Below are 23,497 nucleotides of genomic sequence, written 5' to 3' on the forward strand. Positions count from 1 at the left end.
CGGGCCGCCGCGGAGGCGGGCAGGCGCGGGATCAGCCCTCGACGAGCTGATCGGCCCTGTCCGTGAGCTCGGCGGGGATCTCGACGCCGTAGGCCTCGGCGGCCTTCGGGTTCAGCACGAGCTGCAGGTTGGCCGGGTCGGCGTAGCCCACGGGCAGCTCGGCCGGCTTCGCGCCGTCCTTGAGGATCTTCACGGCCATCTCGCCGGCCTGCTTGCCGTGCGCCTCGTAGTCGATGCCGTACGTGCCCAGGGCGCCGCGCTCGACGGAGTCGATGTCCGCCGAGATGACGGGGACGCGCTGCTCCTTGCCGTAGCCCACCACGGTCTCCAGCGCCGAGACGACGGCGTTGTCCGTGGGCACGTAGATGCCGTCCACGCCGGACAGGGACTGCACGCCCTGCTGGACCTCGGACGAGTTGGTGATGGTGGCCTCCTTGACCTCGAGGCCCAGCTCCTTGCCGGCCTCCTTGGCCTGGTCCACCTGGACCTTGGAGTTGGCCTCGCCGGAGTTGTAGACGATGCCGACGGTCGTGGCGTCCGGCTTCACGTCCTTGAGCAGCTGCAGCTGCTCCTTGACCGGGTTGCGGTCCGAGACGCCGGTGACGTTGCCGCCCGGGGCCTCGTCCGAGGCCACGAGCTCAGCGCCCTGGGGATCGGTGACCGCCATGAACACGACCGGCTTGTCCTTCACGGCCGAGGCGGTGCCCTGCGCGGCAGGGGTCGCGATCGCGGCCACGAGGTCCACGTCCGCGTCGTTGGCGAAGGTGGAGGCGATGGAGGTGACCGTGGCCTGCTCGCCCTGGGCGTTCTGCTCCTCGAACGTCACGTCCAGGCCGGCGTCCTTGAACGCCTCCTTGAAGCCCTCGGCCGCGCCGTCGAGCGCCGGGTGGGAGACGAGCTGGTTGATGCCCACGGTGTAGGAGCCGTCGCCGGCGGCGGAGGACGAGCCGGAGCCGCCGGAGCCGGAGTCGCCGCACGCCGTGAGCCCGAGGGCGGCGACGGCGAGGGCGGCGGTGAGGGGGAGGGAGGGGTGCTTCATGAGACGGACCTCGTTCTGATGGTGCGGTGCGGGATGCGCTCGCCGACGGGGGCCCGTCGGACACAGTGCAGACACTGTGCGCGGTGACGCGCGTCACGGGCAAGACGTGCGCGCATCCACACGACATCCTGCCATGTGACCGGCGTCACTGTGGACACTCTGCCCGCGTCGGCGCCGTGTGCGAGACCCGCGTCCCCGCCCGGCCGTCATCCCGGGCGGCGGCGCCGTCGAGGTCAACGCCCGCCGGCGCGCTGCACCGAGATCTCGTACAGCGAGATGCCCACCGCCATCGAGGCGTTGAGGGACTCCATCGTCGAGTCGATCGGGATGGACACGATCTGCTGGCAGTGCTCCCGCACCATGCGGGACAGACCCTTGCCCTCGGCCCCCACCACGAGCACGAGCGGCTCCGTGGCCAGGGCGAGCCCGGGCAGCGAGACGTCCCCGCCGCCGTCGAGGCCCAGCACGAAGTAGCCGGCCTTGTGCAGGTCGACGAGGGTGGTGTTCAGGTTGCCGGCCTGGGCCACGGGCACCCGCGCGGCCGCGCCGGCCGAGGTGCGCCAGGCGGTGGCGGTCACGCCGACGGAGCGGCGCTCGGGCACGATCACGCCGTCCGCGTCGAACGCGGAGCCGGCCCGGATGATGGCGCCGAGGTTGCGGGGGTCGGTGATGCCGTCGAGCGCGATCAGCAGCGGCGGGGTCCGCAGGTGCCCCTTCTCGTGCTTCGCGAGCGCGTCGAGGGCCAGGGCCGTGGCGTCCGCGTACTCATAGGGCGGGATCTGCAGCACGATGCCCTGGTGCACGGCCTCGCCGGAGAGGCGGTCCAGCTCCGGCTTGGTGTTCTCCAGGACCGGCACGCCCTGCTCGAGGCAGAGGCGCAGGGCCTCCTTGACGCGGTCGTCCATCTCGATGCGCACGGCCACGTGCAGCGCCTTGGCCGGGATGCCCGCGCGCAGCGCCTCGAGCACGGGATTGCGACCGGAGACCGTCTCATCCGTGAGCTTCACGCGGCCGCGGACCTGGTCCTTCACGGGACCGCGCTTGGCGGCCGAGCGCTCGGCCAGCTGCTTGGCGCGGTGCGCCTTGTGGTAGACCCGGTCCTCGGCCTTGGGGGTGGGTCCGCGGCCCTCGAGCGCCTTGCGACCGTGGCCGCCGGTGCCCTTCATGGGGCCCTTCTTGCCCTTGGGCTTGCGGGATCCGCCGGAGCGGGGTGCGGTGGACATGGCGGGACTCCTGCGGGCCGGGGACGGGGGCGGCGGCACGCGGGGCGCCGCCGGATCGCCCTCCAGTCTAGGTGTCAGTCCGCCAGGCGCCATGTGGCGCCGTCGGCGCCGTCCTCCACCACGACGCCGGCCGCGGCCAACGCGTCGCGGATGCGGTCCGCGGTGGCCCAGTCCTTGTCCGCGCGGGCCTGCGCCCGCGCCTCGATCTGCGACCGGACGAGCGAGTCGAGGGCGTCCGACACCGGGCCGGCCGCGGCGTCGTCGCCCTCGGGCACGTCGTCCAGGCCCAGCACCGCGGTCATGGCCTCCACCTCGGCCAGGCGGGCGGCCGCGGCGTCGAGGTCCTGCCCGGCCAGCGCCGAGTTGCCGGCGCGCACGGCCTCGTGCAGGGCCGCGAGCGCCTGGGGCACGTTGAGGTCGTCCTCCATGGCGGCGCGGAAGGCGGCGGGCACGCGGTCCGCGAGCGCCCCGTCGGGGGCGGGCGGGACGGCACCCGCGGCCCGGGCGCGGGCCGTGAAGCCCTCGATGCGCTCGACGGCGGCCTCGGCCTCGTCGAGGGCGCCGGGCCGGTAGTCGAGCTGGGAGCGGTAGTGGGCCTGCCCCAGGAAGTAGCGCACCGCCGTCGGGCGGGCCATGCCGAGCATCTCCTCGGGGGAGATCGTGTTGCCCACGGACTTGGACATCTTCTCGCCGCCGTAGGTGACGAGCCCGTTGTGCAGCCAGAAGCGGGCGAAGCCGTCACCGGCGGCCGCCGACTGGGCCAGCTCGTTCTCGTGGTGCGGGAACCGCAGGTCCAGGCCGCCGCCGTGGATGTCGAACTCGGCGCCGAGGTACTTCGTGGACATGGCCGAGCACTCCAGGTGCCATCCGGGGCGGCCGGCGCCCCAGGGCGACTCCCACACGGCGGTGGCGGGCTCGCCGGGCTTGGCGCCCTTCCACAGGGCGAAGTCGCGGGGGTCGCGCTTGCCGCGCGGGTCGGCGTCGGGGGCGTCCTGCATGTCCTCGACGCGCTGGCGGGTGAGCTCGCCGTAGCGCTCCCAGGACCGGACGTCGAAGTAGACGTCGCCCGAGCCGTCCTGCGCGGGGTAGGCGTGGCCGCGCTCCATCAGGCGCTCGATGAGCGCGAACATCTCGGGCACGTGGCCGGTGGCGCGCGGCTCATAGGTGGGACGGCGGACGCCGAGGGCGAGGTAGGCGGCGTCGAACGCCTTCTCGAACCGGTAGGCCAGGGCCCACCACGGCTCGCGGGCCGGGTAGAGGTCCGAGGCCTCGAAGCCGGCCTCGTGGGAGGCGGCCGAGCGGTCGAGGATCTTGTCGTCGATGTCCGTCACGTTCCGCACCGAGGTGACGCGCAGCCCGGTGGCCTCGAGCCAGCGGATGAGGATGTCGAACACGATCGCGCTGCGCACGTGGCCCACGTGCGGCATGCCCTGCACCGTGGCCCCGCAGTAGTACACCGACGCCTCGCCGGGCACGAGGGGCTCGAAGTCCCGGATCTGCGCGGTGCGGGTGTCGTAGAAGCGCTGGGCCATGGGGGCGCGGTCCTTCCGGAGGGGCGGGGTCCTGACGGGGCTCTGCCAGCCTAGTCGGTGCGCCGACGCGGGCTCAGGCCGCGGGGACGACGAGCGCGGTCGCGATCCCCACCAGCCCCTCCCTGCGCCCGATGAAGCCCAGCCGGTCCGTCGTGGCGGCGGAGACGGACACGGGGGCCCCGCCGAGGGCGGCGGACAGGGCGGCCTCCATCTCCGCGCGGCGCGTGCCCACCTTGGGCCGGGGTGCGACCACCTGGACCGCCACGTTCCCGACGGCGACGCCCGCCTCCGTCAGCAGGCGCAGCACCTCGCGGAGCATGTCCGCGCCGGAGGCGTCCGCCATCTCGGGCCGGTCGACGCCGAACACGGCCCCGAGATCGCCGAGGCCGGCGGCGGAGAGCAGGGCGTTGCACGCCGCGTGGGCGGCCACGTCCCCGTCCGAGGTCGCGGCCACCCCCGCTCGCCGGGCCAGTGGATGCCGCCGAGCCACAGGGGCCGGGGGCATCCTCGGGTGCCCACGCGTGCACGTCGGTGCCGATCCCCACGCGCGGCAGGGGGGCGGCCGCGACGGCGGGGCGGGTGGGCTGGCGCATGGAGGCCCCCTGGGGGCGCGGCGGGCGAGCTCGAGGCGGGCGAGGTCGAGGTCGGCGGGGGCGGTGACCTTGAACGCGGCCGGGTCGCCGGGCACCACCACGACCTCGTGCCCCGCGGCCTCCATGACCATCGCATCGTCGGTGAGCGCCGCGGCGTCGAGCGTGGGGTCCGTGCGCACGGCCTCGTGGGCCGCCAGCAGGGTGTCCAGGTCGAAGCCCTGCGGCGTCTGGATCGCGCGCAGTCCGGCGCGGGCCGGCGTGGCCGCGACGACGTCGACGCCGCCCCGTCCGGGGGTGACCTGCTTGACGGTGTCCGTCAGCGGCAGGCCCGGGACCGCGGCGACCGCGCCGGTCCCGAGCGCCGCCGTCACGGCCCCGAACACGCTCGGCGGGGTCAGCGCGCGGGCCGCGTCGTGGACGAGGACACAGCGGGGCGCCCCCGCCGGGGCGAGGTCGGCCAGAGCGCCGGAGGCCGCGGCGAGTCCGGCGCGGACCGAGTCCGCGCGCTCGGCGCCGCCGGGCACGCAGTGCACGGGCACGTCCAGGCGCGGGCCGGCGTCGACCTCGGCGGCCACGCGGCCGGCATCGGCCTCCACCGGCGGGGTGAGCACCACGACGGCGTCCAGGGCGAGCCCGGCGGCGCGCGCGGCGGCGACGGACTCCAGGCAGTGGCGCAGGAGGGTGCGGCCGTCCGCGAGGGGGGGCGAGGGCCTTGGGCAGCCCGGCGCCGAGGCGGGTGCCGGCGCCGGCGGCAGCGATCACGAGGGCGGTGGGCATGGCCTCATCCTAGGGAGCGCGCCGGTGCCCGTGGCCCGGGACCCCCTCCGGCGGCGCCGGACGGGCCGGGGACGAGACAGGGGAGGGGCCCGCGTCGTGGACGCGGACCCCTCCCCTGCCGTGTGCTGCCCGTCAGCCCTCGAGCACCTTGTCCAGGCGACCCTCGGCCTCCTCCTCGGTGACCTTCTTGGCCAGCGCCAGCTCGGACACGAGCACCTGGCGAGCCTTCGCGAGCATGCGCTTCTCACCGGCGGACAGGCCGCGGTCCTGGTCGCGGCGCCACAGGTCGCGGACGACCTCGGCCACCTTGTTGACGTCGCCACTGGCGAGCTTCTCCAGGTTCGCCTTGTAACGGCGGGACCAGTTGGTCGGCTCCTCCACGTGCTCGGCGCGCAGGACCTCCATGACGTGCTCGAGCCCCTCCGCATCCACGACGTCACGCACGCCGACGAGGTCGACGTTCTCCGCAGGGACCTCGATGGTCAGGTCTCCCTGCGCCACCTTGAGCTTGAGGTACATCTTCTCCTCCCCCTTGATGGTGCGCATCTTGATCTCCTCGATCCGCGCAGCACCGTGATGGGGGTAGACGACGGTCTCTCCGACCTCAAAAACCATGTTGTTGTGCCCCTTTCAGTCGTCTCATTCTATCATGCGGCCTCGTCATGCCGCGCGCGCCGTCACATCTTCGGCCTCCGGATGTGATAGTGGACGACCCGGCGCCACGGGCCGGCCGGCGTCCCGGGATGCGGTAGCCTGACCTGGCAGGACCCCTGCCTCGGGGCTCCTGAGCACGTCATCGCACCTGAGGAGACCTCTGTGAAGAACGCATCCCGGCCCGCCCGGCGCCACCTCGCCGCAGGTGCGCTGGCCGCGGTCGCCCTGCTGGGCGCCACCGGCTGCTCCGCCGTGAGCCCGATCGCCACCGCCATCCAGTACTCCCCCTCGGACGGCATCAACGGCCAGGAGCAGGACTTCCTGAGCTACCGCAACCTCGCCCTCGTCGGCGACGGCGAGTCGGGCCCCGCCCGCCTGATCGGCACCGTGGAGAACACCTCCGGCCAGGATCAGACCTACACCTTCCAGGCCGAGGGCGGCGGCTCCGCGACCCTGAAGGTCCCCGCCGGCGAGAGCCGCAAGCTCGAGGACGAGGCGAACACAACCGTCCTGGAGCGCGAGGGCGTGTGGGTCGGCGAGAACCTGCCCGTGACCGTCTCCGGCAACGGCGGCACCGCCGACCTGGCCGTCCCGCTGCTGAGCGCCACCCAGGAGCAGTACCGTGACCTGCTCCCCGAGGGAGTCGAGCCCTCGGAGGAGGATCTCGTCGGGCACCTCCACGAGGAGACCCACCACTACGGCGAGGAGCACTGACCTCCGCCGGGCCTGCGCCCGGCACGCCACGGCCCCGGCCCCACCGCGAGGTGGAGCCGGGGCCGTCGTCGTCCCGGGTGCAGCGCGCCGGTCAGGCCTCGAACTTGTAGCCCAGGCCGCGCACCGTGACGAGGTAGCGGGGGCTCGAGGGATCGGGCTCGATCTTGGAGCGCAGGCGCTTCACGTGCACGTCGAGGGTCTTGGTGTCCCCCACGTAGTCGGAGCCCCACACGCGGTCGATCAGCTGGCCGCGGGTGAGCACGCGCCCGGCGTTGCGCAGCAGCATCTCCAGCAGCTCGAACTCCTTGAGCGGCAGGGACACCTGCTCGCCGTCCACGGAGACGACGTGCCGCTCGACGTCCATGCGCACGGGGCCGGCGCTGATGGTCGCCGACATCGGCTCCTCCTGGTCCCCCTGACGGCGCAGCACGGCGCGGACGCGGGCCACCAGCTCACGCGAGGAGTACGGCTTGGTCACGTAGTCGTCCGCCCCGAGCTCGAGGCCGACGACCTTGTCGATCTCCGAGTCCTTCGCGGTCAGCATGATCACGGGGACGTTGGAGCGCTGGCGCACCTGACGACACACCTCGGTGCCGGACATCCCCGGGAGCATCAGGTCCAGGAGGATCAGGTCCGCGCTGTCGCGCTCGAAGACGCTCAGCGCCTCGTTGCCGTCGGCGGCGACGGTGACCTCGAACCCCTCCTTCTCCAGGAGGTAGGACAGGGGGTCGCTGAACGACTCCTCGTCCTCCACGATCAGAATGCGGCTCATGCGCTCGTCTCCTTCCGGGTCGGGGGTGCGGCCGAGGCGGTCACCCGGTGACCGCGCCGCTCGGTGACGTGGGCGGCACCCGGCGCGCCGTCGACGGCGACACCGTCCCCCCACTCGGGCAGGCGGATGGTGAAGGTCGACCCGCGGCCCGGCTGGGACCAGAGGGTGACCTCCCCTCCGTGGTTGATGACGACGTGCTTGACGATGCTCAGCCCCAGGCCCGTGCCGCCCGTCTGACGCGACCGCGCCGCGTCCACGCGGTAGAAGCGTTCGAAGACCCGCTCCTGCTCCTCCGGGCTGATGCCGATGCCCTGGTCCGTGACGGTGACCTGGGCGAGCCCGTCCACGGAGCTCAGGCCGATGCCCACCGTGGTGCCCTCCGGGGAGTAGCGCACCGCGTTGTCCACCAGGTTGCGCACCGCGGTCATCAGCTGGTCCTGGTCCCCGTGCACCACCGCGTCCACGCGGCCGCCCACGCGCAGCGCGATGCCGCGGTCCTCGGCGGTCAGGCGCAGGCGGTCCACGGCGTCGGCGACGACGGCGTTGAGGTCCACGGGCCCCCCGTCCTGGACCACGTCCTTGGCCTGCAGCCGGGAGAACTCGATGATGTCCTGCACGAGGGCCGAGAGCCGGCGGGACTCGACGCCCAGGCGTGCGGCGAAGCGACGCACCGCCTCCTCGTCCTCCGCGGCGTCGCCGATGGCCTCGGAGAGCAGGGAGATGGCGCCCACCGGCGTCTTGAGCTCGTGCGAGACGTTGACGACGAAGTCGTGGCGCATGGCCTCGGTGCGGGTCACGTCCGTGCGGTCGTCGGCGAGGATCAGGATGTACTCCTCGTCCAGCGGGGCCACGCGCAGCTCGACGACGAGGCTCGACTGCCCGAGGGGTCCTCGGGGCAGCTCCATGCGGCGCTCGACGATGACGCCGTCGGCCCGCACGGTCCGCGTGAGCTCCCGCAGCTGGTCCTGGACGAGCGAGTGCCCTCGCACGAGGCCCAGGGCGTAGGCGCGCGGGTTCGCGCGCACCACGCCGTCGACGTCGTCCACCACCGCGTACGCGCGGCCGACCACGGAGAGGACCTCGGCGGCGCCCGGGGCGAGGGTGGGTTCGCCGACCGTCAGGTCCACCGTCCGCGAGCGCTCGGACGCCCGGAAGGCCAGCATGGAGGCCACTCCGGTGAACAGTCCGACCGCTCCGCACAGCAGGCCGATGATGACGGGATCCACGGCACCAGACTAGCCTCTGGCGGCCCGGAGACGGGCTGCCCAGGCACCGCCAGACGCCGGACGATCGGCGTTCATGGGCCGTTCATCTTGCCCTGCCAGGGTGGACCGTTGCCCCGGGGAGTCGGGGTCGGCGGCGCACGGGCGTCGCCGGGGAGAGGAGACCATGCGCGAGCTCTACCGGGCCGACCTCGAGCGGCTGGGCCGCGACCTGAGCGAGATCGCCCGCCTCGTGCACCGCGCCATGATGGACGCGCAGGCCGCCCTCGAGGCGGCCGACGTGCACGGCGCCGAACGGGTCATCTCGGAGGACGCGCGGATCGACCAGCTGCAGGAGTCCCTCGACGAGCAGGCCGTGCGCATCCTGGCGCTGCAGGCGCCCGTGGCCACGGACCTGCGCACCGTCGTCGCCACGCTGCGGATGAGCTCCTCGCTCGAGCGCATGGGCGACCTCGCCCGCCACGTGGCCCAGCTGACCCGGCTGCGCTACCCCGAGCACGTCATCCCGGAACAGGTCCGGACCGTGATCACCGCGATGTGCGACGCCGCCGTGGAGGTGGCCGAGGAGGTCGTCCTGCTGCTCGAGACCCAGGACCTGGCGCACGGGGACCGGATCGACGCCCTCAACGAGGACGTCAACGCGCTGCACCTGTCCGTCTTCCGCGCGATCGCCGCCCCGGACTGGAGCGCGACGCCGGCCACCACCACGGACGTCACGCTGGCCTCGCGCTACCTCGAGCGGTTCACGGACCACGGCCTGTCCGTGGCCGCCAAGGTGCGCTACCTCGTCACGGGCGAGTGGGCGACCCACCGCCCGGACGCCACCGGCTCCTGACCGTCCCCGACGCCACGGGCCGGGCCCCCGGCGGGGTCCCGGCCCGTCGTCGTCGGACGCGTCAGTGCGCGGAGCCCTGGGCGGCCACGGCGGCGGCGCCGGCGGCGGCGGCCTCCGGGTCGAGGTAGCGGCCGTTCGCGGTGATCGGCTTGAAGTTCTGGTCCAGCTCGTAGACCAGCGGGATGCCCGTCGGGATGTTCAGGCCCGCGATGTCCTCGTCCGAGATGCCGTCCAGGTGCTTGACCAGGGCGCGCAGCGAGTTGCCGTGCGCGGCGATCAGCACGGTCTTGCCGGCCTTGAGGTCGGGCAGGATCTGCTCCTCCCAGTAGGGCAGCAGGCGGTCGATGACCTGCTTGAGGGCCTCGGTGCGGGGGGCGTCCTTGCCCAGGTCCGCGTAGCGCTCGTCGCCGATCTGGGAGAACTCGGAGTCGTCGTCCAGGGCGGGCGGCGGGGTGTCGAAGGACCGGCGCCAGACCATGAACTGCTCCTCGCCGAACTCCTCCTTCACCTGGGCCTTGTCCTTGCCCTGCAGGGCGCCGTAGTGGCGCTCGTTCAGGCGCCAGCTGCGCTTGACCGGGATCCACTGGCGGTCCGCGGCCTCGAGGGCCAGGTTGGCCGTGGTGATGGCGCGCTTGAGCAGGGACGTGTGGACCACGTCCGGGCGGATGCCCTCCGCCTCCAGCAGCTCACCGCCGCGGGCGGCCTCGGCGCGCCCCTTCTCGGTCAGCGGGACGTCCACCCAGCCGGTGAACAGGTTCTTCTCGTTCCATTCGCTCTGACCGTGCCGCAGCAGGACCAGCGTGTACGTGGTGTTCGCCATGTCACCATCCTAGGCGGACCCGTCCCGCCGCTCCCCTACGCTGGAGCCCATGGTGGAGAAGGCCCGGCGGCTGCGCGCGCGCACGACGCCCGGCCCAGTCCCGGCACGGGGCCCGCAGGGCCACATCACCCGCGGCACGACGGCGGCGCAGCGGATGCGCCGGGTGGACCGCTGGCTCACGGACGTGCACGGCCCCCTGCTGCGGCGCACTCCCCGCCCGCTGGCCGTGGACCTGGGCTTCGGCGCGGAGCCGGTGACCGCCGTCGAGATGGCCCAGCGGCTGCGCGTGCAGAACCCGGCCCTCGAGCTGGTGGGCCTCGAGATCGACCCCGCTCGGGTGGCCCGGGCCCGGGAGCGGGCCGGCGACCTGCCGGGGGTCACCTGGGCGGTCGGCGGCTTCGAGCTGCCCGTGCCGCGGCCGCCCACCGTGGTGCGCGCGTTCAACGTGCTGCGCCAGTACCGGGAGGAGGACGTGCCCGCGATCTGGTCCCTGCTGTGCGCGGGGCTCGCCGACGACGGCGTCCTCGTGGAGGGCACCTGCTCCGAGGACGGCCGGCGGGCGGCCTGGGTGGACCTGCGTCGGGACGGGCCCGCGAGCCTGACCGTGGCCCTCCGGCTGGGGTCCTTCGCCCGCCCCTCGGACGTGGCGGCGCGCCTGCCGAAGGTCCTCATCCACCGGCACGTACCCGGCGAGCCCGTCCATCGGCTCCTGGCGGAGGCCGACGCCGCGTGGGCCGCGCACGCCCCGCTCGCGGCCTACGGGACGCGGCAGCGGTGGCTGGCGACGGTCGGCACGCTCCGCGCGGCGGGCTGGCCCGTGCTGGGCGGCCCGCACCAGTGGCGGCGCGGGGAGCTGAGCGTGCGCTGGGCGGCGGTGGCGCCGTCGTCATGAGGGCGGCGCCGACGGCGCGGGACCCTCAGCGGCGCAGGGCCGGGCCCATGTCCTGGCGGGGGCCGGCGAGGTAGACGCACGCCACGCACGCGGCCACGAGGCCGAACATGCCCATCCCGCCGCCGGCGAGCACGCCGAGGAGCCCGACGACGGCGGCGACGCCGGTGAGGATCAGCCAGAAGCTCCTGTCCCGGCCCCCGATGCGGGCGAAGTCGTCGGGGCGGCGCCGGACGACGTCCACCAGCGCCCAGACCTCGAGCCCGAGCGCGGCGATCGCCAGGACGCGGAACAGCCAGTGGTCGACGAGCAGGGCGAAGTGCATGGGGGCGCTCATGCCGGTCAGTCTAGGCGGTCGGCCCGGACGGGTTCCCTCCCCGTCCGGGGCGGCGTCTAGGCTCGAGGCGTGAGCACCCAGACCGAGCATCGCGGCCTGTTCGTCGCCGTCGAGGGACCGGACGGATCCGGCAAGTCCACCCAGGCCCGCGCCCTGACCGAGGCCCTGCGCGCCGCGGGCCACGAGGTGGTGCTCACGCGCGAGCCCGGCGGCTCGGACCTGGGCGAGACGCTGCGGGAGCTGCTGCTGGACCCCGGGCACGCCCCCGTGGACCCCCGCACCGAGGCGCTGCTGTTCGCCGCGGCCCGGTCCGCCCACGCCGTCCGCACGCTGCGCCCCGCGCTGGCCCGGGGCGCCGTCGTCGTCACGGACCGGTATGTGGACTCGTCCGTGGCCTACCAGGGCGCGGCGCGCGGGCTGGGCGAGGCGCGGATCGCCGCCCTGAACGAGTGGGCCACGGACGGCCTCGTCCCCGATCTGACGGTGCTGATCGACGTGGACGCGGCCACCGCCGCGGACCGGCGTGACCGGCGCGCGGCGGAGGGCGAGGGCACCCCCGACCGCATGGAGCGGGAGACGGCGGACCGGCACGAGGCCCTGCGCGCCGCCTTCCTCGCGCGCGCGGCGGCCGCGCCCGAGCGGTACCTCGTGCTCGACGGCGCGCTGCCGCCGCAGGAGCTCACCGCCCGCGCGCTGGCCCGCGTCACCGCCCAGGCGGCCGACCGATGACGGCCCCCGCCCCCGCCGTGTTCGCGGACCTCGCGGGCCAGGAGGCCGCGGTGGCCCAGCTGCGCCGCGCCGCGGCCGAGGACCGTCCCACCCACGCCTGGATGTTCACGGGCCCGCCCGGCTCCGGCCGGTCGACGGCGGCGCGTGCGTTCGCCGCGGCCCTGCAGTGCGAGGTCGCGGACCCGGCGGCGCGCGGCTGCGGCGAGTGCCACGCGTGCCGCACCGTCCTCGGCGGCACCCACCCGGACGTGACCGTGCTGGCCACCGAGGCGGTGAGCTATCGGATCGAGGACGTCCGCGCCCTCGTGGAGGCCGGCCAGTCCACCCCCGCCACCGGGCGCTGGCGGATCTTCCTCATGGAGGACGCGGACCGCATGACGGAGCGCGCCACGAACGTGCTGCTCAAGGCCATCGAGGAGCCGCCGGCCCGCACGATCTGGATGCTGTGCGCCCCGTCCCCCGCGGACGTGCTCCCCACCGTCCGCTCCCGCTGCCGGCTGATCACGCTGAGCATCCCCGCCGTGGAGCAGGTGGCGGAGCTGCTGCACCGCCGCGACGGGCTGGACCGCGAGACGGCGCTCACCACCGCCCGGATCTCCCAGTCGCACGTGGGCATGGCCCGCCGCCTCGCGCGGGACCCGGAGGCCCTCGAACGCCGCGAGCGCATCCTCTCCCTGCCGCTCCAGGCCACCGCCGTCTCCGACGCGATGGCCCTGGCCGCCACGTTGGCCGAGGTGTCCAAGGCCGAGGCCGAGTCCGCCGCCGAAGCCCGGGACGCCGAGGAGCTCGAGGCACTGCGCCGCTCCCTGGGCCTCGAGCCCGGCGAGCCCGTCCCGCCCAAGCTCCGCCACCACGTCAAACGGCTCGAGGAGGACCAGACCCGCCGGCGGCGCCGCGCCGTCCGAGACTCGCTGGACCGGGCCATGATCGACGTCATGGGCCTGTTCCGGGACGTGCTGCGCGTGCAGCTGGGGGCCGACGGCGAGCTCATCAACGAGCACCGTCGGGACGAGATCGAGGCGTACGCCCGCGGCACCGCCGGCGACTCGGCCGAGGTGCTCGCCCGGATCGACGCCGTCACCACGGCCCGCGAGCGCATCGCCGCCAACGTGCCGGAGCAGCTGGCCCTCGAAGCCATGATGCTGGCCCTGCTGCCCCGCCGGGTGCGCACCCCGCGACGTCGCTGAGCGGCCGCGCCGGGTGGACCGGCGCCGGCTCAGCGGGTGCGGACCACCAGGTCCGGCACGTCGGCCAGGCCCGGCACCACCCGGTCCGAGCCCGCCGCCAGCAGGACGTGGTCCGCGTCGCGACCCGTGCGCACGCCGACCACGAGTCCGGCCCCGGCGCGGCGCCCGGCCGTCATGTCCTCCGCGGTGTCCCCGACCACGAGGACGCTGCGGACGTCCTCCAGGTCGAGACCGAGCAGGGCGGTGAGGATCATGTCCGGGTAGGGGACGCCGCGGCCGGCGTCGTCCGGGGAGAGGCTGAGATCCGCCAGGCCCATCCACCCCAGCGACTCGAGGATCATGTTCTGGGTGTGGCGGGCGTAGCCGGTGCACAGGCACACGTGGAGGCCGAGGGCGCGCAGGCGGATGAGCGCCTCCTCCGCGCCCGGCACGGCCCGGACGCCGTGCTCAGCCAGCAGCGCGTCGAAGGTCGCCTCGAACGTGCGGGTCGCCGCCGCGGCCACCGCCCGGTCGGCGAACACGCGGGGGAAAACGGCCGTGCGCGAGGTGGGCCGGAGCGCGCGGAACCGCCGCGCGGCGTCGTCGTGCTCCGGCGTGCCCGCCGGGACGCCGTGCTGGTCCAACGAGCGGGCGAACGCCGTGTCCTGGAGCCCGTGCTCCACGATGGACGTGCCGGACATGTCCACCACGGCCAGGCGGAGGGGCACGGCCGACGAAGCCGCGGCGGGGGGTGCCGGGGTGCGAGGGGCGTGGGGCAGGCTCATGCGTCTCCCGTCGACGGTGTGTGCCCACCAGGGAACCGTCCTCGTCTGGCCACGGCATGGCCTGGGGGTGAACGCCCGCGGAAGGGGCGGGCCACACTCGGTGGCCCGCGCACCCGGCCGCGCGGTGGAATCGGGGCCGCGAAACCGGTATGCTCGTCAGCCGTGGCCGTTCACGGTCGCGTGCCTCCTTAGCTCAGCTGGCCAGAGCAGCTCCCTCGTAAAGAGCAGGTCGCCGGTTCGAATCCGGCAGGGGGCTCCCCCGGACCCCGCCGCGTGACCACGCGGCGGGGTCCTCTCGTCTCCGGGCCGGCCCTCCGGGGCGCGCCGCCGTCAGAGCCCGGCTCCCAGCTCCTCCGCCCGGTCCAGGTGGCCGAGGGTGCGTTCGGCGTGCCGGCCGACCGACTCCGCCGAGCCCTGGCCGAGCCGGTACAGGGCGAGGGCCTGGGCGGTGGCGGCCAGCTCGTGTGCGGCGCGGGAGAGCTCACGGTGGACGTCGGCGGCCTCGGCCGGGATGTGCTCGCCGTCGCCCTCGTGGTCCCGGTGCAGGCGGACGCACAGGGCACGGACCGCGGGGAGCCGTTCCGTGAGGACGTTGCCGGCGTGGACCACGCCGTTGCGCTCCTCGTGGCTCAGCACGTCCGTGCCCCGCTGGCCCTCCAGCACCTGCCAGTAGCGGTCCAGGGCCCGGCCGAGGCGGTCGTGGGCACGGCGCCACAGCCCTGTGCCGAGCTCGCGGTCGTCGGCACGCTCCTGACGGAAGCGTGCGAAGGGCCCCCTCATGCGCGGTCGCCGGACGGCCGGCGCGCGTCGGCGGGGTCGGTGACGAGCACGACCTTGCCCGTGCGGGTGGCGGAGTCGAACCAGTCGAACGCCTCGGCGGCCTCGGCGAGCGGGAAGCACGCCCCGACGCTCGCGTCGATGCGGCCCGCCGCCACCAGGGGCCACACGGCACGTTCGGCCGCGGCCACGATCCCGGCCTTGTCCACGACCGAGCGGGAGCGGAGCGTCGCCCCCGTGAGCCAGCCGCGCTTGACCACCAGCTTCATGATGTTGAAGTCCTCCGGGACGGCGCCGCCCTGGACCGCGAGCGTCACGATGCGTCCCTCGGGGGCGAGCGCGGACACGTTGGGCGCCAGGTACGGGGCGCCGACGACGTCGAGGATGACGTCCGCGCCGTGGCCGTCCGTGACCTCCTTGACCCACGGGGCGAAGGCACCGGACTCGGCGGCGCGGTGGTCGAACATGTGCTCGGCGCCCAGCCGCCGGCCGAGCGCCACCTTCTCCGGGCCGCCGGCGGTGCCCAGCACCCGTGCACCGAGCGCGGCGAGGAACTGGACGGCGAAGGAGCCGATGCCGCCGGTGGCGCCGTGCACGAGCACCCGGTCCCCGGCCTGGACGCCTGCCCGGCCCACGAGCGCCGAGTGCACCGTGCAGGCGACCTCCGGCAGGGCCGCCGCCTCGACGAGGCCGACGCCGTCGGGGACGGCCATGAGCTGGCCCGCCGGCACGGCGACGTACTCGGCGAAGCCGCCGCCGGCCAGGAGCGCGCACACCCGGTCACCGACGGCGAAGCGCCCCTCACCCGGCATCCCGGCCTCGGGTCCCAGCGCCGCCACGGTGCCGGAGACCTCGAGCCCGGGGATCTCGGAGGCGCCGCGCGGCGGCGGGTAGCGGCCCTCGCGCTGCGCGATGTCCGCGCGGTTGAGACCCGCGGCGGCCACGTGCACCAGCACCTCGCCCGGGCCGGGGTCCGGCACGGGCTCGTGGCCCACGCGGACGACGCCGTTGTCGCCGGCGCCGGTGAATCGCACGGCGCGCATCTGTGCGGGGACGTCCATGGGGGTCTCCTCCTCTGGTCGGGGGTCGAGGGTCCATCCTCGCGCGCGGGGGCCGGACTCGCCACCGGTCGCCCGCCGGGCCACGGGCTAGAGTGGGTCCTCGACGCGGCGGCCCACGCCGTCGCGGTCAGGCCCGGGATGGTTGTCCGAGCGGCCGAAGGAGCCGGTCTTGAAAACCGGTGTGCGGTGACCCCGTGCCGAGGGTTCGAATCCCTCACCATCCGCGTGCACACGACGAGAGGCGGCGGGCCGGACGGCCCGCCGCCTCTCGTTCACCTGGGGGCCACCTGGATGTGATGGACTCCGCGCGTCACCCCGCCGTCCACCGGCGGCGCACCTCTGTCATCACGCATCCCGGGGAGAGCCATGCCCAGCCTGTTCCGCCGCCGTGCCGTCACCACGGCCGCCTGCACCGTCCTCGTCCTCGCGCCCGCGAGCGCGGCGCCCGCCCTGGCCGTGGAGACGGCCGCCGCGGACGAGACCACCATCTCGATCCTGTCCTTCAACGACTTCCACGGCGCGCTGTCCGCGGACTACATCGGCACGCAGTTCGCGGACACCGTGGAGGACTACCGCACCGCGTTCGAGGCCGAGCACGGCGCCGGCTCCACGCTGCTGACCAGCGCCGGCGACCTGATCGGCGGCTCGAAGTCCGTGTCCAACGTGCAGCAGGACAACCCGACGATCGACGTGATGAACGCGCTCGGCCTGGCCTCGCTGACCGCCGGCAACCACGAGTTCGACAAGGGCCTGGACGACCTGCAGGGCCGCGTGGAGTCCCGGGCCCAGTTCCCGGTGCTCTCCGCCAACCTGGTGGACCCGACGAGCAAGGAGCCCGTCCTCACCTCGCACGCCGTCTTCGACGTCAACGGCGTGCGCGTCGCGGTCATCGGCGCCTCCCCCAACGAGCTGTACGCGACCACCACCGGCGCGGGACTGAAGGGCAACGAGGTCCTCGACGAGGTCGCCGCCGTGAACGCGGTCGCGGACGAGCTGGAGGCCCAGGACGCCGCCGACGTGATCGTGGCCTCGTACCACGACGGCGCCGCCGGCGCGGGCGAGCTGGCCGCCGAGCGGGCGGCCCGGGCCGAGTTCGACCGCATCGTCGGCGAGACCTCCTCCGCCGTGGACCTCATCTTCAACGCCCACACCCACCAGCTCTACCAGTACGACGCCGCGGCCGGCGGCGCCCACCGCCCCGTGATCCAGGCGGGTGCCTCCGGCAGCCACCTGGCCGCCGTCGAGCTGACCGTGGGCGCCGACGGCGAGGTCACCGGGCTCACCCCGCGCCTGCTGGCCCGGTCCACGCAGGCCCCCGCCGAGGCCGCCGCGGAATCCCCCGTCACCGCCCAGGTGTACGCGATCGAGCAGGAGGCCGTCGCGGTCTTCGAGGACCTGCAGGGCGAGGTCGTGGCCGACCTGTCCGCCTCCATCACCACCGACTACCAGACGCTCATCGACGCCGGCGGCTCCTGGAAGGCCGGCGGCACGCGCGCCGCCGAGACCACCCTGGGCACCTGGGTGGGCGACGCCGTCAAGCACGCCGCCGAGCAGGCGAACCCCGAGGTGGACCTCGGCGTGACCAACCCCGGCGGCCTGCGCTCCGAGCTGCTGACGGACCGCTTCACCGACGGCGGCGCGTTCCCGGCCAAGCCGGCCGACCTCGTCGGTCGCCTCACCCTGGGCGAGCTGCTCGACATGGCGCCGTTCGGCAACACCATCACCTACTTCGACATCCCGGGCTCCTCCATCAAGCTGGCCCTCGAGGAGAACTGGCGGAACGACGTGCGCAAGTTCACCCTCGGCTGGTCCGAGGAGCTGACCTGGACCTACGACGAGTCCCGCCCGCAGGGGGACAAGGTGACCGGCGTGTGGATCGACGGCGAGCCGCTCCAGGCGGACCGCATGTACACGGTGGCCAGCCAGTCGTTCCTGGCCGACGACACCTGGACGACGCTCGGGGACCCGACCAAGGCCCCCGACGGCTACACCGCCTTCGCGACCGGCCGCCAGAACTTCGTGAACATGGGCCTGTTGGACTCCCAGGCGATCACGGACTACGCCCGCGCCCAGGACGCGGCCCACGGCGCCGTCGCCCCGGACTTCGGCAAGAACGGCGTGCCGGTCACCGACGCCCCCGCCTCGGTCGAGGCCGGGCAGGCCGTCGGCCTGACCCTCGGGGACCTCGTGGTGGACTCCGACGGCGCCCCCGCGGCGACCGCGGTCGACGTCGCCTTCCGCACGGCCGACGGCACCGAGACCGCCCTGGGCACCGTGGCCGTCCCCGCGGGCTCCGAGACCGTCACGCTCTCCGGGATCACCGCCCCCGCCGCGGCGGGCACGGGCGAGCTCGTGATGACCGTGCGCTACGCCGACGGCAGCACGACCGTGGTGCGCCATGCCCTCGAGGTCACCGCGGCCCCGTCCCCCACCGAGCCGGAGCAGCCCGCCCCGACCCACCCGGGCAAGGGTCATGGCAAGGGCCATGACAAGGGCGCCGACCACCCGGGCAAGGGCCGCGTGAAGGGCGAGGACCACCCGGGCAAGGGCCGCGGCGTGCAGCGCGGCGCCGCCACGCACCCCGTCTTCTCCGCCCATGCCTGGCTGACCGCCGCGGGCCTGCCGCGCTGACCCATCGAGAACGAGACCGAGGACGACATGACCCCCCTGCCCCGCTTCGCCGCGCGCACCGCGGTGACCACCGCCGCCCTGGCCCTGCTCGCCCCCGCCGTGGCCCTGCCCTCCCAGGCCAGCCCGGCCGGCGACTCCCTCGTCATCAACGAGGCATACACCAACGGCGGCTCCGCGAACGCCGTGTACACCCACAAGTTCGTGGAGCTCTACAACCCCACCGACCAGCCGATCAACCTCGACGGCTGGTCCCTGCAGTACCGCTCCGCCGCCGGCACGGCCGCGACCCAGGGCACGGTCGCGCTGTCCGGCACGGTGCCCGCGAAGGGCCACTTCCTGGTCTCTGGCGGCTCCAACGGCACCGCGGGCGCGGCCCTGCCGCAGGCAGACCTCGTGGCCGGCGGGGCGTTCAACCCCGCGGGCACCAAGGGCACGATCGTGCTCGCGCGCCAGGCGGGCACCGTGACGGACCTGCCGGTCGGCTCCGTGGTGACCGGCCAGGTGCCGGGCGTCGCGGACGTGCTCGGCTACGGAGCCACGAACACCTTCGAAACAGCGGCTGCCGGCGCCCCCTCGGCCAACTCGGACCCGAAGTCCCTCACCCGCACGAACGGCGTGGACACGGACGACAACAGCGCCGACTTCACCGTCACCGACCAGGTCACCCCGACCAACGCCGCCGCCACCGGCGGCGAGCCGACCCCGGAGCCCGAGCCGCAGCCGACCCCGGCCGAGCGGATCACCATCGCCCAGCTCCAGGGCACCGGCACGGCCACCCCGTACGCCGGGCGCCAGGTGACCACCACCGGCGTCGTCACCGCCGTGTACTCCACGGGCGGCTACGACGGCTACTACATCCAGACCGCCGGCACCGGCGGCGACACCCCCGACGCCACCCCGGGCGCCTCCGACGGCGTGTTCGTGTACTCGCCGGACACGGTCGGCTCCGTGACGCTCGGCGACCACGTCCAGGTCACGGGCGAAGCGGCCGAGCACTACGGCCTCACGCAGATCAAGGTCGCCGCCGGCGGCGTGCTGCCGGTCGCCGAGCCCGGCGCCGTGGCCCCCACGCCGGTGGAGTTCCCGCTGGAGGAGGCCGACCGTGAGGCGCTCGAGGGCATGGTCCTCGCCCCGCAGGGCGACTGGACGGTCACGGACAACTACTCCCTCAACCAGTACGGCTCCCTCGGCATCGTCCCCGGCACCACGCCGCTGGACAACCCGACGTCGGTGGCTCGGCCCGGCGCCGAGGCCCAGGCCGTCGCGGCCGCCAACGCGCAGCAGCTGATCGTGCTCGACGACGGGGCCACCACGAACTTCATGCGCTCGCCGGGCAACCAGAATCCGCTGCCGTACCTGGACGCGGACCAGCCGGTGCGCGTGGGCGCGGGCCTGGAGTTCACCACCGGAGTCATCCTCGACTGGCGCTTCGACGCGTGGTCCTTCCAGCCGCTGGGCCACCTCACCGATGCCACGGCGGCCGCCGTCCAGCCCGTGACGATCGAGGACACCCGCCCGGCCGAGGCCGCCCCCGAGGCGGTCGGCGGCAACGTCACCGTCGGCAGCTTCAACGTGCTCAACTACTTCACGACCCTGGGTCAGGACGTGGCCGGCTGCAGCGCCTACCGCGACCGCGCCGGCAACCCCGTCACCACGAACGGCTGCCTGCCGCGCGGCGCCTACACCTCCGAGGCGTTCGCCCGCCAGCAGGAGAAGATCGCGGCCGCGATCAACGGCCTCGGCACCTCGGTGGTCGCGCTCGAGGAGATCGAGAACTCCGAGAAGTTCGGCCTCGACCGGGACCACGCGCTGGCCCACCTCGTGGAGGCCCTCAACGCGCAGGCCGGCGAGCAGCGCTGGGCCTACGTGGCCTCCCCGACCGCGCGTCCCGCGCTCGCGGACGAGGACGTCATCCGCTCCGCGTTCATCTACCAGCCGGCCGAGGTCACCCCGGTGGGCGAGTCGGTGATCCTGGACGACCAGACGAACTTCGACAACGCCCGCGAGCCGATGGCCCAGCTGTTCCGCGCCGCCGACGGCACGTCCGAGGGGGCGGCCGGCACCGACTTCGTGGCGATCACCAACCACTTCAAGTCCAAGGGCGGCTCGGGTGCGACCGGGGACAACGTGGACGCGGGCGACGGCCAGGGCGCGTACAACGCGGACCGCGTGGGCCAGGCCGAGGCCCTCGTGGCCTTCGCCGAGCGCATGAAGGCCGAGACCGGCACCGACCGCGTCCTGCTGATGGGCGACTTCAACGCCTACGAGAAGGAGGACCCGATCCGCGTGCTCGAGGCGGCCGGGTACCTCTCGCAGGGCGCGCTCACGGGCGAGTACTCGTACGCGTTCGGCGGCGCCGTCGGCAGCCTGGACGGGATCTACGCCTCGCCGTCGGCGGCGACGGCGATCACCGGCCAGGACATCTGGATGATCAACGCGAACGAATCCGTGGCACTGGAGTACTCGCGCCACAACTACGTGGTCGAGGACCTGTACTCCGCGGACCAGTGGCGGTCCTCGGACCACAACCCGATCCTGGTGGGCCTCCAGCTCGACGCGCCCGTGACCGAGCCGACCCCGGAGCCGGAGCCCTCCCCGGGCGAGACCTGCGACGGCGTGACCGATCCGCGCGGCGTGCCGGGCAAGCCCGCGAACTCCGTGCGCGAGTGGCTGCGCTGCGTCGGCGCGACCCCGGGTCACGGCGGCGACCACCCGGGCAAGGGCCACGGCCCGGAGCACCCCGGCAAGGGCCGCGGGCCGGTCCGTCCCTGACGGGACGCGGGGCGCCGCACCCGGCATGACGACGGCGGGGCCGTCCGGGAGCAACCCGGACGGCCCCGCCGTCGTCGTGGGGGCTCAGCCGGCGAGCACGGCCGTCGCGGCGGCGTCGGCGTCGGCGAGGAAGAGGGCACGTCCGGCCGGATCGGCCCCGGCCTCGGCCGCGATCGCGGTGCCCCACTGCACGCCCGAGAGCTGCAGGCCCAGCACGAACACGTCCGCGTGGACCGTGCCGTCCGCGGCCCGCAGCCGGTACGGGCGGGCCGTGACGTCGAAGCCGGTGGCGGGCACGCGCACACCCTCCTCGTCCTCCCACGTCCCGGCCGCGGCGACGCCGTCCGCCAGCATCTGACGGACCAGCGGGGAGGCGGCGGCCTGCACGCGGTTGGGCGGCATCATCGCCTCCACCAGCCAGGCCCCCTCGACGACGGCGGGCCCCAGCGAGTCCTGCGCTCCCACCTGGGGGCTGTGGGCGGTGAATGCGTGTTCCTCGGCCTCGACCACGGGCGCGGGGCCGGCCCAGGTGAGCAGGCCGGCCCGGTGCACCGCGAGCATCTGCTCCACGCGCCACAGGGGCGGGCCGGAGGCGAGGCCCTCGACCAGCGGCTCGAACCAGCCCTGGACGTCCCGGATGCGGGAGGCCTCGGTGATCCGGCCCTCGGCGACCCACGCCTTGATCCGCAGTCGGCCGGCATGAAGCGCGCCGACGGCCATCATGAACGGGGACTCCTCCCCGAGGGCGGCCTCGACGCAGGTCTGCTCCATGAGCTCCGCGACGGCCCGCTGATAGTCCTCATGGGAGGCGAACACGGCGTCCTCGAACGGGGACCCATAGGCCAGGATGTCGAGGAAGCGCCGGCCGGGGGCGTACCGCTGGAGGAGCTCCTCGGCGTGCGCGGAGGTCACGGGGGCGCCGCGGCCGGCCTCCTCGAGCTGGCCGACGAGCTCCCCGAGGAATCGGCGCGCCTCGACGGGGCCGCCGAGGATCTCGGGCTGGGCCCGGACGAGCGTGGCGTAGTAGTGCCGGACCACGTCGCGGTGCAGCAGCGGCCAGAGGTGCTCGGCGAGGTCCAGGGCCCCGTGCCGGGCGGCGAGGGCGTCCACGGCGGCGTCGGAGAGGTAGCTGAGGGTGACGCCGCGGGGCACGAAGGCGTCCACCTCAGCCTTGGGCAGGTACGGGATGCCGCGGCGGGACATCAGGTGCAGGCGCGGCTCGTCCCCCGACGGCTCGTACCGCAGGGCCCGGCCGGGTCCGTCGCCGGTGCGGCGGTACACCCCGCCCCGGCCCTGGGTGAGCTGGGCCAGCAGGTCGAACGCGTTCAGGCCCATGCCCCGCACGAGGACGTCCGCCCCGGCCTCCACGGTCTCCCAGTCCACGTCCGAGGGGATCTGCGGGCCCTGGTAGTGCAGCTCGTCCCTGCCCCGCGCGGCGGCGGCCATCCGGTTCTGGCCGGGGCTGAGCTCCGCAGGCTGATGGCCCAGACAGAGCACGACGGCGTCCGCGTCGAGCGCGGAGACCGCACCGTCGGCGTCCCGCAGCTCCAGGCGGGCGCCGCCGTCGGGCCGGGGGTGCAGGGCGGTGGCCTCCGCGCGGTGCTCGACGACCTCGACGACCTCGGGGCGGGCGCGCAGCCCCGCGACGACGTCCTTGTACAGATGCCGGAGGTAGCGCCCGTAGACCGCACGGGCCGGGTACTGGTGGCGGCGCACGCCGAGGCTGGCCTCCGGGTGCACGCGTCGCCACTGGTCGAAGGTCTGGGCGGCGGTGGAGGGGCGCAGACCGGGGTTGTCGGCGGCGCACGCGGTCGGGAAGAACGCGGGGGTGTTCATGAGGTACAGCTCGGACTGGTCAGTGCGCCACACCCGCCCTGGCCCGGGCGGATAGGGGTCCACGACGTCGATGCGCATCCGCCGAGGGTGTGCGTCCGGGGCCGCGCCCTCGAGTCGGGCGAGGATCCGCTCCAGCAGCATGACGCCGCGGGGGCCCGCTCCCACCACTGCGAGGCGGCGATCGGCCACCAGGGGCTCGGACATGGGGCCTCCACTCTCCTCGGGATCGTTATTCACGCCTGCGGCGCGCGTATTCCACACAATATCGGTGGCCGTCAAGGGTCGCGGACCGCTTGCGCCACACTCCCACCGATCCCCCAGGATCTACAGCA

At 74.5% G+C, this 23,497-nt stretch carries 20 protein-coding genes and 2 tRNA genes; 9 read left to right on the top strand and 13 right to left on the bottom strand.

The genetic code is table 11. The features are described 5' to 3' along the window. Positions 1-31: 31 nt before the first annotated feature. The 5 genes from POD19_RS01450 to POD19_RS01470 form a co-directional block, all read right to left on the bottom strand. The gene (locus tag POD19_RS01450) at positions 32-1,039 is read right to left on the bottom strand and encodes an ABC transporter substrate-binding protein (protein WP_060973912.1); all 1,008 of its coding nucleotides are present in this window, start codon (positions 1,037-1,039) and stop codon (positions 32-34) included. A 233-nt stretch (positions 1,040-1,272) separates the two neighbouring features. Then, the gene (gene rlmB, locus POD19_RS01455) at positions 1,273-2,262 is read right to left on the bottom strand and encodes a 23S rRNA (guanosine(2251)-2'-O)-methyltransferase RlmB (protein WP_036382443.1); all 990 of its coding nucleotides are present in this window, start codon (positions 2,260-2,262) and stop codon (positions 1,273-1,275) included. A gap of 74 nt (positions 2,263-2,336) precedes the next feature. Beyond that, the gene (gene cysS, locus POD19_RS01460) at positions 2,337-3,794 is read right to left on the bottom strand and encodes a cysteine--tRNA ligase (protein ID WP_060973913.1); all 1,458 of its coding nucleotides are present in this window, start codon (positions 3,792-3,794) and stop codon (positions 2,337-2,339) included. A 73-nt stretch (positions 3,795-3,867) separates the two neighbouring features. After that, positions 3,868-5,142, bottom strand: a complete 1,275-nt coding sequence (locus tag POD19_RS01465) for a 2-C-methyl-D-erythritol 2,4-cyclodiphosphate synthase (RefSeq protein WP_340309497.1) — start codon at positions 5,140-5,142, stop codon at positions 3,868-3,870. Between the two features lie 154 nt (positions 5,143-5,296). Beyond that, positions 5,297-5,779 carry a CarD family transcriptional regulator gene (locus POD19_RS01470; protein WP_036384689.1) on the bottom strand — a complete coding sequence of 161 codons (483 nt, stop codon included), beginning with the start codon at positions 5,777-5,779 and terminating at the stop codon, positions 5,297-5,299. Positions 5,780-5,980: 201 nt separating this feature from the next. Between POD19_RS01470 and POD19_RS01475 the strand changes: the two genes are divergently transcribed. Then, positions 5,981-6,532: a hypothetical protein gene (locus POD19_RS01475; protein ID WP_036384688.1), complete on the top strand. Its 552-nt coding sequence runs from the start codon at positions 5,981-5,983 to the stop codon at positions 6,530-6,532. Positions 6,533-6,623: 91 nt separating this feature from the next. Here the strand turns inward: POD19_RS01475 and POD19_RS01480 are convergent, their stop codons facing one another. After that, the gene (locus POD19_RS01480; RefSeq protein ID WP_041104721.1) at positions 6,624-7,304 is read right to left on the bottom strand and encodes a response regulator transcription factor; all 681 of its coding nucleotides are present in this window, start codon (positions 7,302-7,304) and stop codon (positions 6,624-6,626) included. Then, the gene (locus POD19_RS01485) at positions 7,301-8,530 is read right to left on the bottom strand and encodes a sensor histidine kinase (protein ID WP_340309275.1); all 1,230 of its coding nucleotides are present in this window, start codon (positions 8,528-8,530) and stop codon (positions 7,301-7,303) included. The genes POD19_RS01480 and POD19_RS01485 overlap by 4 nt, the downstream gene beginning before the upstream one ends. Positions 8,531-8,693: 163 nt before the next feature. On the opposite strand from POD19_RS01485, the gene phoU reads away from it, so the two are divergent. Further along, entirely contained in the window at positions 8,694-9,362 is a 669-nt protein-coding gene (phoU, locus tag POD19_RS01490; RefSeq protein WP_136940051.1) for a phosphate signaling complex protein PhoU, read from the top strand. A 61-nt stretch (positions 9,363-9,423) separates the two neighbouring features. Here phoU and POD19_RS01495 read toward each other — a convergent pair whose 3' ends face one another. After that, entirely contained in the window at positions 9,424-10,182 is a 759-nt protein-coding gene (locus tag POD19_RS01495) for a phosphoglyceromutase (protein ID WP_063189350.1), read from the bottom strand. Positions 10,183-10,231: 49 nt separating this feature from the next. Here POD19_RS01495 and POD19_RS01500 point away from each other — a divergent pair, with 49 nt between their 5' ends. Then, positions 10,232-11,074, top strand: a complete 843-nt coding sequence (locus tag POD19_RS01500; protein WP_101966087.1) for an SAM-dependent methyltransferase — start codon at positions 10,232-10,234, stop codon at positions 11,072-11,074. Between the two features lie 25 nt (positions 11,075-11,099). Here POD19_RS01500 and POD19_RS01505 read toward each other — a convergent pair whose 3' ends face one another. Continuing rightward, complete coding sequence (locus tag POD19_RS01505; RefSeq protein WP_036384680.1) at positions 11,100-11,396, bottom strand: DUF2516 family protein; 297 nt, start codon at positions 11,394-11,396, stop codon at positions 11,100-11,102. Between the two features lie 81 nt (positions 11,397-11,477). Between POD19_RS01505 and tmk the strand changes: the two genes are divergently transcribed. After that, a complete protein-coding gene (tmk, locus tag POD19_RS01510; RefSeq protein WP_036316043.1) occupies positions 11,478-12,137 on the top strand; it encodes a dTMP kinase in 660 nt (219 codons plus the stop codon). After that, positions 12,134-13,324 carry a DNA polymerase III subunit delta' gene (locus tag POD19_RS01515; RefSeq protein ID WP_036316045.1) on the top strand — a complete coding sequence of 397 codons (1,191 nt, stop codon included), beginning with the start codon at positions 12,134-12,136 and terminating at the stop codon, positions 13,322-13,324. The genes tmk and POD19_RS01515 overlap by 4 nt, the downstream gene beginning before the upstream one ends. A gap of 29 nt (positions 13,325-13,353) precedes the next feature. Here the strand turns inward: POD19_RS01515 and POD19_RS01520 are convergent, their stop codons facing one another. Continuing rightward, positions 13,354-14,088 carry an HAD family hydrolase gene (locus POD19_RS01520; RefSeq protein WP_036316046.1) on the bottom strand — a complete coding sequence of 245 codons (735 nt, stop codon included), beginning with the start codon at positions 14,086-14,088 and terminating at the stop codon, positions 13,354-13,356. 182 nt (positions 14,089-14,270) lie between these two features. Here POD19_RS01520 and POD19_RS01525 point away from each other — a divergent pair. Continuing rightward, a tRNA-Thr gene (locus tag POD19_RS01525) sits at positions 14,271-14,344 on the top strand. A 74-nt stretch (positions 14,345-14,418) separates the two neighbouring features. On the opposite strand, the gene POD19_RS01530 is transcribed toward POD19_RS01525, so the two are convergent. Continuing rightward, positions 14,419-14,868, bottom strand: coding sequence for a hypothetical protein (locus POD19_RS01530; protein ID WP_049145163.1), 450 nt, complete (start codon positions 14,866-14,868; stop codon positions 14,419-14,421). Beyond that, the gene (locus POD19_RS01535; RefSeq protein ID WP_081097720.1) at positions 14,865-15,926 is read right to left on the bottom strand and encodes an NAD(P)H-quinone oxidoreductase; all 1,062 of its coding nucleotides are present in this window, start codon (positions 15,924-15,926) and stop codon (positions 14,865-14,867) included. The genes POD19_RS01530 and POD19_RS01535 overlap by 4 nt, the downstream gene beginning before the upstream one ends. Before the next feature lie 136 nt (positions 15,927-16,062). On the opposite strand from POD19_RS01535, the gene POD19_RS01540 reads away from it, so the two are divergent. From POD19_RS01540 to POD19_RS01550, 3 genes are all read left to right on the top strand, one after another. After that, positions 16,063-16,150 (top strand) — tRNA-Ser (locus tag POD19_RS01540). Positions 16,151-16,292: 142 nt separating this feature from the next. Beyond that, a complete protein-coding gene (locus tag POD19_RS01545; RefSeq protein WP_136940050.1) occupies positions 16,293-18,557 on the top strand; it encodes a bifunctional metallophosphatase/5'-nucleotidase in 2,265 nt (754 codons plus the stop codon). 27 nt (positions 18,558-18,584) lie between these two features. Further along, on the top strand, positions 18,585-21,329 hold the full coding sequence (locus POD19_RS01550; protein WP_169577791.1) for an ExeM/NucH family extracellular endonuclease: 2,745 nt from the start codon (positions 18,585-18,587) through the stop codon (positions 21,327-21,329). An 84-nt stretch (positions 21,330-21,413) separates the two neighbouring features. Here POD19_RS01550 and POD19_RS01555 read toward each other — a convergent pair whose 3' ends face one another. Beyond that, positions 21,414-23,369, bottom strand: a complete 1,956-nt coding sequence (locus POD19_RS01555; protein ID WP_340309276.1) for an FAD/NAD(P)-binding protein — start codon at positions 23,367-23,369, stop codon at positions 21,414-21,416. Between the last annotated feature and the right edge of the window lie 128 nt (positions 23,370-23,497).

The sequence above is a fragment of the Micrococcus sp. GPGPB33 genome (genome assembly GCF_037853785.1).
Classification (GTDB): domain Bacteria; phylum Actinomycetota; class Actinomycetes; order Actinomycetales; family Micrococcaceae; genus Micrococcus; species Micrococcus luteus.

Excerpts from the sequence above, each read along its gene's own strand:
- POD19_RS01450 (WP_060973912.1), bottom strand. The coding sequence starts at position 1,039 with ATGAAGCACCCCTCCCTCCCCCTCACCGCCGCCCTCGCCGTCGCCGCC.
- rlmB (WP_036382443.1), bottom strand. The coding sequence starts at position 2,262 with ATGTCCACCGCACCCCGCTCCGGCGGATCCCGCAAGCCCAAGGGCAAG.
- cysS (WP_060973913.1), bottom strand. The coding sequence starts at position 3,794 with ATGGCCCAGCGCTTCTACGACACCCGCACCGCGCAGATCCGGGACTTC.
- POD19_RS01470 (WP_036384689.1), bottom strand. The coding sequence starts at position 5,779 with ATGGTTTTTGAGGTCGGAGAGACCGTCGTCTACCCCCATCACGGTGCT.
- POD19_RS01480 (WP_041104721.1), bottom strand. The coding sequence starts at position 7,304 with ATGAGCCGCATTCTGATCGTGGAGGACGAGGAGTCGTTCAGCGACCCC.
- phoU (WP_136940051.1), top strand. The coding sequence starts at position 8,694 with ATGCGCGAGCTCTACCGGGCCGACCTCGAGCGGCTGGGCCGCGACCTG.
- POD19_RS01495 (WP_063189350.1), bottom strand. The coding sequence starts at position 10,182 with ATGGCGAACACCACGTACACGCTGGTCCTGCTGCGGCACGGTCAGAGC.
- POD19_RS01500 (WP_101966087.1), top strand. The coding sequence starts at position 10,232 with ATGGTGGAGAAGGCCCGGCGGCTGCGCGCGCGCACGACGCCCGGCCCA.
- POD19_RS01505 (WP_036384680.1), bottom strand. The coding sequence starts at position 11,396 with ATGCACTTCGCCCTGCTCGTCGACCACTGGCTGTTCCGCGTCCTGGCG.
- POD19_RS01515 (WP_036316045.1), top strand. The coding sequence starts at position 12,134 with ATGACGGCCCCCGCCCCCGCCGTGTTCGCGGACCTCGCGGGCCAGGAG.
- POD19_RS01520 (WP_036316046.1), bottom strand. The coding sequence starts at position 14,088 with ATGAGCCTGCCCCACGCCCCTCGCACCCCGGCACCCCCCGCCGCGGCT.
- POD19_RS01530 (WP_049145163.1), bottom strand. The coding sequence starts at position 14,868 with ATGAGGGGGCCCTTCGCACGCTTCCGTCAGGAGCGTGCCGACGACCGC.
- POD19_RS01535 (WP_081097720.1), bottom strand. The coding sequence starts at position 15,926 with ATGGACGTCCCCGCACAGATGCGCGCCGTGCGATTCACCGGCGCCGGC.
- POD19_RS01545 (WP_136940050.1), top strand. The coding sequence starts at position 16,293 with ATGCCCAGCCTGTTCCGCCGCCGTGCCGTCACCACGGCCGCCTGCACC.
- POD19_RS01550 (WP_169577791.1), top strand. The coding sequence starts at position 18,585 with ATGACCCCCCTGCCCCGCTTCGCCGCGCGCACCGCGGTGACCACCGCC.
- POD19_RS01555 (WP_340309276.1), bottom strand. The coding sequence starts at position 23,369 with ATGTCCGAGCCCCTGGTGGCCGATCGCCGCCTCGCAGTGGTGGGAGCG.